This window comes from Granulosicoccus sp. 3-233 (genome assembly GCF_052681095.1).
The window spans coordinates 427,483-434,938 of sequence record NZ_JBQYLE010000006.1; the positions used below are offsets into that span (position 1 = coordinate 427,483).

A 7,456-nucleotide genomic window follows, 5' to 3' on the forward strand; every position below is an offset into this window, starting at 1 on the left:
CACAGGTAGGGCGTTAATCGAAAAGACAAGCAGCGCGTTAAAACCTCACCAACCCATCAACGGCTACCGGAGACATGCCGCTCCCACCGGAGCAATGTCGTGCTGGTGCAACCGTAAAGCTCTTGATTGCGATTCTGATATCCGGGTTGCTCCAATATCTGTTCGCAAGAGCAGCCACCGGTGTCCTCAATGGTGAACTGTCTTCGCGAAGTACTGGTAAACGTCTCCGGGTCGTCCAGCAATGCAAATCGATTCGTTCTCAGATTCCTCTCGGGCACCCCATTCTCCGGAAAGGCAGTTGCAGGACAAAAGTCAACCTCATTCAACACAGTGTCACCATCTGTGTCATCAGATAAGGTTTCAACCCCATCAGATGCCAGGAGGGCACCGACTGACAGCGCATAGGCGCCTGTGTCAGCGGAAGCATCTTCATGCTCCACGGTAATAACGTGACCACTGGCGTCCAGTAGCGTGGAGGGTACGACAGCAATCACCCCAGAAGATGGGTTGGGACTACTTGACAAGTCAGTGCTCAGCAGCGTTGCATTTCCTGCATTGTCCTTCAGCTTCACGAGAGGCTGGATATTGTCTCTCAATGAGGTTGCTCGGATAACTACTGCTGAAGAGGCATTACTCGGAATGAAGCTAAAACAATCCACATCACCAGCGAAATCGATTCGTCCCAGCGTATCCAGGTTATCGTCATTCACCGACGTACAAGCTCCAACGTCCTGCCCATGATCATCTGAACTGACATTCGTTACAGCCGCGTTCACCACCCCTACTCGAGTAAAGTTTTCAGGAACCGGTGTGTTGGATGGCTGTTGGCTCGTACCATCTTCCAATATGGATATGGCAAGCCCTTCGTTCGTCTTTACCGCGTTTCCTGATGCGTTGGACGCTGTCACGACGATTGTATGGTTTCCATTCTGTTCATACGGTATATCCGCCGAATAAACTCCGTCAGACTGTATCAAATCAGCATTCAGACCATCATCCAGCAATTGAATGGATTCCTGAGCGCCATTGGGTTTGGTGACCATTGCTACGACATCCAGACCAGCCAGCGGCGACCCCTTACTGACCAACGCTCTGACTGTAAAACTTTCCGGATAAGCGATATCTTCTACATCGACTGCCACATCGTAACTTTCGAAAGTATCAGGTGAACCGGAAACGAGGACCGATACCTGCTTGTCGGAACCCGTCAGATTGTCGATCTGCACCCCATACTCACCAGCTCCCATTGCCTGGACGTCAACCTGCGTTTCACACGATACTTCTGAAGACGATGTACAGCTGAACGTTACGCCAGTATCGCTCCCTGTACTATCGATCAAAGTCAGTGCCACATCAGATTCCGCCAGCTGATAGGTGACATTGATTGATACAACACCAAGTGTGCTGTCAAGCTGTATGGTTCTGACCTCCGTCGCCCCCCCTGATGCGAGCGCGGTGCCTGAAGATACCACTGTACTGGAAGAAAATGCAGCGTTGGCTGCTATGAAGGCCTGCTGTATTGCGGCAAGACTGGTCGGGGAGAAAAAATAGCTACCGCCAGTGCCATCTGCAAGATTTCGCAGCAATGTTGCATCAACACCCGGTCCGAAACCGAACGTAATCAACGGAACACTTGCAGCCGTGTATTGCGAAACCACGTTGGAGACGTTGACACCACTCTGCCCATCTGTAAGCAGAAAAACGACCGAGGGTCTCGCTCCGCCCTGAAAGTTTTGCGTCTGCTGCAATGCCGTGATGGCAGCCGCTTCGATGTCGGTGCCACCATTAGCTGAAAACCCGTTAATGGTCGATTGAGCTGCGCTACGAACACCTGTGTCCGGGTCCGGTATATCAGTGATGGGGAATGATTGTATCGCGAGGCTGGAGAACTGGCCCACACCTACTGCGCTCTGACCTTCGGTCAGCTGCCCCACCAACAGACTGGCAGCCGATTTCGCGTTGGCAATGGGAGTACCAAGCATTGAACCGGAAACGTCGATCATCAGCTCGACCACCTGATCTCCAGCCCACACGATATCCAGCTCACTTCGTGCTGTACTTTCGTTGTCATTGACCAGCAGATTGCCTGTTGGAGCCACCAGGTTCGTATACTGAGTGCGTGGTGGAAGAAAGCTGTGTCGAGGATCTGTACCCGGATCTCGAGTCAGCGTGTCCCAGGCCGGCTCTTGAAATGTGCGGAAATGTGCGTTGGTAGCATCACCCCCCGCATTACTCAAGTAGGGCTCAACACCTGAGGTGGAAAACTCAAGATAATCAACGCTACCATTTGCAGCGGCCCATTGGTTGTTCATTATCGAGGGAATGGACGCAGTGTCGGTAGACCGCGGCAACCATATAGGTGGACAAAACAAACCCAACAATCCGCAGTTAGTAGTGCCGCTAGCTATATATTCATCATATACGCCATAGGAATAATGTCCCCACTCGTGCGCCAACGTGAATCCAGCACCTTTGGGTGTATCCATCGCGTTGGGGGCACCAGTCCAGTTAGTACAAAAGTAAATTCGCTTTCCCGGAACTCCGAATCCACTCGGATGCGCGCGCGGACCACTGTTCAACGAGCAATTTTCGATCCATTGAACATCCGCATTATTAGCTTGATCGCCGTCTCTGAACATCGTGACCGTGCCGATCTTGTGCTTGCCATTCGTCATCTGAAAAACGGCGTCAGCGAACTCCTCTATCTTGCTCTCGAACGCGTTCTGAGCATCATCACCAGAACCTGAGTCGGCCGAGTAATCGTCATCTCCAGTTGGATTCTCTTCAAGCGATATTGTCAGGTTAAACACTGATGTCGCAGATGTTTTTGCGGATCTCGTACCGTAATCGCTTTGCACTACAGGCCCGAGAGCCACTGCTCCACCCTCTTCAGTTGTGACTGAAGATAACCAACTTGACCCGGCGTACATCGGCTGAGAAATTACACCAAACACGCTCGCAGTAAGAACACTTACCCCAATCTTGGATTTCATCTGTCTCATCTCACTCAATACCTCCGTTGTAAAGGCGAATCACCCACAATTACTTTCTGACGTTTTGAACAGCTCGCACAAGATGCCAATCTTGCGTTTGAAAGGCAAAGATTTGACAGCGATACAGATACCTGAGACAAGACGCTATTGCAGTTCGCGCACCCCAACGCCATCAACAATGTCTGACACGCCATGCAGACTGTTCCAAACGCTTTCAGCAAGCTCATTATCATCAATAACGACTGCTCAACACGAGCATCGAGATATTCATTATTGCTAACAAGGCGTCCTGGCAGTGGATCATAAACCTGAACCACAAAGCCACGCAAGATAAATTGCGAAATATCTATAATAGTGCGCTAAATTGCCGAGAACGATTCAAGCAGATAATTTGATGAAAAGCAGTGACCATTCGACCAACGAGACGATACTAGCCATAAGTTCAGGTTGAATCAGCGTTACGAATCAAATTGAGCACACTTCCGTATAATCACATCCTTGCCCGATAAATACCTGAAGAGTGTGAAAGTACGTGTAAAATAGCCTGACCACGCTCAGACCAACAGGATGACTACGAATTCATGGCCGAGCATGTTGGTCAGCCCGGTACAGATTCCATAGCCTGAACAGGAATCAAACCTTCCTCAGGTGGCTTTGAAATACATTCTTTCTCCGATATGGTTTTTCGTAACGACTACCGTATCGACACTGACTTTTCATGGATGAACAGATGACATCGAATCGTACCTTGCTCGGTCGGTATCTCATGTCGAGCTTCATGATTGCTTTCATGTGCTTGATGGGGTCATCACCGGTAGCGGCTCACTTCGAAATAGGTACCACCTACCGGTACTTCATTGTAACGGAGGAAAACGGCGAAACAGAGGTTTACGTCAGAACTCCCATAGCCTTGATTTTTGGGGATATATTATCGGGAGCACCGGATGTCGACAAATATCTATTAAACCCGGATGAAATCAACAATTCACCCCTGTTTCTTTCTGTAAATAGTGTGGACGCATCCAGGGCTTCCTTCAGTGCAAGACTGGCGGATAGTCTTCAGTGGAAAGTCGGCAATAATTCGATATCAGGCAGAGTTCGTTCTTACAGAATACTGGCGCACGAGCCTGAACTGCATCTTCTGACAAGCTCTGCCGCTCGCGAATCTCTTTCTGAAAATTCCGTCGCAATCGATGTTCCCATTGGTACGGGCTACATTGACATGCTGATCAGTCTACCTACTTCACGATATGAAGGTACTCTGACCGCTAGTGCAGGCTTCCCCGAAGTCACACTGCCTGATGGTGTCGTTATTCAGAACAAAATAGTTGATGAACGTGATACGGCCAATCGGATTCGATATACGCGGCAGGGCCAATTGACCAGACCCCTGAAATTTCCTCGAACACTTGTAAAAAGAATGAGCGAGTATGTCTATCAGGGCGTGCTACACATATTTGCTGGCGTTGACCACATCTTGTTGGTTCTCGCCATGGCGTTAGGTACGAACAAAGTGTGGAGGTTGATTGGGCCGGTAACCGCCTTCACTGTGGGACATGCGATCACACTCGTTGCAGGTTTCTTCAATTACGTTCCGCAACTTTCCTGGTTCATTCCTCTTGTAGAAATGTCTATCGCAGCGACTCTTGTAGCAGCGTCTATCTCTGGTTTACTCAAACGCAAAAGCTCCTTACTGATCTACCTATTCATTGGGCTATTGCACGGCCTCGGATTCTCGTTTGTCTTGCAAAACGTGCTGCAGATTGATGCTACCGATCTCATGCCTGCGCTTTTCTCATTCATGATTGGCATAGAAATAGGCCAGCTCACAATTATATGCGGGATCTTACTGGCATTTTATTTTCTTGCGAAATTCATTCCCAGACAAGCTGACACTCTGCAGAAATATTCCTTGATTTCAGTGGGGGTCGCAGGTTGTTTGATGATAATACAAAGAATCCCTGCGGTCATTTCGTCGTAGCCATTGTCCGCACCAGAAAAACCTGCCCGTGACTCGGATTAAAACAACAGACATTCTGTAATTTCTGCTTGCCTTCTCATCTCGCCCTTGAGTTTCAACGGGTGAACGTAGTGCACCAGGTAATCCGCGAAATATCGATTGCTCAAGATCCGTCAGATGAGCTACGCCGTACTTCCTGATCAAGAAAACGAACGTTCGCTTTCCATCCACCGTATTCCCTTTCATGATTACTCAGAAACCAGACCAGGACCTTGTTGGTATTGCTGGTCAAAATGGGCGGAATGTCTGATCCACTGAAGATTGCCATCATGGGGTCGTTCGTCTCTTCCCCCTGGAAAAAGTAAATGGTATCCGTTCTGGGTTCTGTATCCAGTTCAGTGAACTCAATTCGAATTCGTTTGCCCGAAGGAGCAATGATCTGCCATTTGCAACTTGAAAAGTATGAGTAATCGTTTTCCCCACTACCATCTTCGATAATGCCTTCCTGTTCCAGATAGACCGTTCCGGAGCAGTATCTGGTTGGAAAATGGTGAGTGATTAATTCGTAGGCAACCAGTTGCCGTTTCGTTACTGCTGGATGGGAGAGCCGCAAATCAACCTGGGAACTCATTGGCACCAGATACGATGTGGCAGGCCAAGATTCTGCGGTATCAATGATCACTTCATTTTCGGAACCTTTCTCACTATCGCCACCCTTGAATAACAGCTTTCCATCAAGTGGCGATTTTTGGGCTGTAAGGAATTCAAATTTTATTCCTGCAAACTCTTCCTGGAAGTCAAACTTCAGACTCCTATGAGTTTCACTACCTTGAAGTGCCAGGAAGCCACGCGTCGCGGTGGGGCGAAGTTGGAAGTATGGATCAAATAGAGATCGGCAACGCACTGATGCTTCAGCGTTGAGTATTCCTGACCCGAATTTCCCGAAATATTTATAGAGAATACTGGGGAAACTGCTCGTGTGATTTACCAGGCAAGCTCTGACTTCTCGTGCTGAAAGTTCAGAGTGCTTGTCCATGATCAATGCAGCGCCGGCAGCAACCAGGCCAGCCGCTTGAGATGTACCGCTTTTCCTGGTTTGCGCATCGGGACCCGATGTGGAAAACCCCAGTATGTCCTCAGCCGGTGCACTCAGGTCGACGAACTGACCATAGTTGGATTCAGCGAGCACACCATTATCGGCGTTGGTGCCGGCGACGGCTATGACATTCTGATGGCTTGCGGGAAACTGTTGACTTTCATTCAACAGGTTTCCCGCTGAAGCGATCAAGACGATATCTTTCTCGTAGGCGCTTTCTATTATCTCTCTTTCAGATTCGGAGATTGCAGCCACTCCCCAAGCGGCTAGAATGATATCGGCACCTGCAGTCGTTGCGTACTCTATTCCCTTGAAAGCGGATTTCAGATAGTGTCCCTGTGCGCGATCAGATCTGACTTTGACCGGCATGATCCGAAATCTGTCTCGAGCTTTGCTGCCATAGACTGCCTTCAGTGCATTGATCAGAACGCCAGCCAGGTGAGTTCCGTGCTCGTTATTGTCATTTCTGTGAGGAACAGGCCTTGGATCGTTATCATTGTCTGCTACGTCCCAACCATTGATATCGTCAACAAAGCCATTCAAATCGTCATCCAGCTTGTTGCCGGGAATCTCCCTGGAGTTCAGCCAGAGATACGGTTTAATCTCGTTGTGATTGGTCAAAACGCCGTCGTCAACTATCGCAATGACAATCGGGCGCTGTTCGCTGGATTCGTGAGCCAAAGCCAATGGCCAAAAGTTGGCCGCCTGATGATACAAACTGTCTACGCCAGAGGGGCTACTCTGATTGGCAACCACTAGCTTGCACGAAGTAAGCAGTATCAGGAATTGAATGAGAAGCAATACGGAATTCTTTACCGTACCGCGCGCCGGGATGCGCGCGGTACGAGGTATTGCATGAATCACAGTAACACTCGTTGAATGATTCATATTTCACCAATGACTGAGTAGATTCTAGTGTGGCATGGTGGATTCTGCACCGAATTTTTGCCCTAGACGCCTTGGTGTCAAACCGGGGCCATTACCAGCATGTACAGCTGATCGTCCTCGAAGGTCCGGCAGCGCAAACGTTGTTCTGCCATCGCCTCCATAAGTTGTACCCAATATTGAGAACAACGCTGTATTCGCTGAGATAGCTAGAAGCTGCCCATCGCAAAGAGCCCAGCCTCTTGGTGCAAAGTTTCCAGCGAATAGCATGATTTCACCGAGTGTCGGGTTGGTAATACTGTTTCTTGATGGGTATGTCCCAGTCAACGCAATGATGTAGTTCAAACCGAGTGAGGGCTGCATATTGTCAACCGTCTCGACAGGTAAAAACGCCGCAACCCAGTTGTCATCGGTCCATGTCAGTACCTGACCATCTGAAAAACCATCTGCCAGAATCGTTCCATCTGCTCCCGGCTCGCCTTGAGGTCCCTGAGGGCCTGCAACTCCTTCAGGGCCTTGTTC

General features: G+C 49.3%; 4 protein-coding genes. 1 reads left to right on the forward strand and 3 read right to left on the reverse strand.

Features of this window, described 5'->3' with window-relative positions; genetic code table 11:
- Positions 1–56: 56 nt before the first annotated feature.
- Positions 57–2,993, reverse strand: coding sequence for a VWA domain-containing protein (locus ACUNV4_RS17925; RefSeq protein WP_430879964.1), 2,937 nt, complete (start codon positions 2,991–2,993; stop codon positions 57–59).
- A 718-nt stretch (positions 2,994–3,711) separates the two neighbouring features.
- Here ACUNV4_RS17925 and ACUNV4_RS17930 point away from each other — a divergent pair.
- Entirely contained in the window at positions 3,712–4,974 is a 1,263-nt protein-coding gene (locus tag ACUNV4_RS17930) for a HupE/UreJ family protein (RefSeq protein WP_430879965.1), read from the forward strand.
- Positions 4,975–5,116: 142 nt separating this feature from the next.
- Here ACUNV4_RS17930 and ACUNV4_RS17935 read toward each other — a convergent pair whose 3' ends face one another.
- Both ACUNV4_RS17935 and ACUNV4_RS17940 read right to left on the reverse strand, forming a co-directional pair.
- On the reverse strand, positions 5,117–6,937 hold the full coding sequence (locus ACUNV4_RS17935; RefSeq protein WP_430879966.1) for a S8 family serine peptidase: 1,821 nt from the start codon (positions 6,935–6,937) through the stop codon (positions 5,117–5,119).
- A gap of 24 nt (positions 6,938–6,961) precedes the next feature.
- Positions 6,962–7,456 (reverse strand): phage tail protein (locus ACUNV4_RS17940; protein ID WP_430879967.1); only part of this gene is annotated, 495 nt, incomplete at its 5' end.

What these genes read in the sequence shown, in the direction of transcription:
- ACUNV4_RS17935 (WP_430879966.1), bottom strand. Translation starts at nt 6,937, where the DNA reads ATGAATCATTCAACGAGTGTTACTGTGATTCATGCAATACCTCGTACC.
- ACUNV4_RS17930 (WP_430879965.1), top strand. Translation starts at nt 3,712, where the DNA reads ATGGATGAACAGATGACATCGAATCGTACCTTGCTCGGTCGGTATCTC.
- ACUNV4_RS17925 (WP_430879964.1), bottom strand. Translation starts at nt 2,993, where the DNA reads ATGAAATCCAAGATTGGGGTAAGTGTTCTTACTGCGAGCGTGTTTGGT.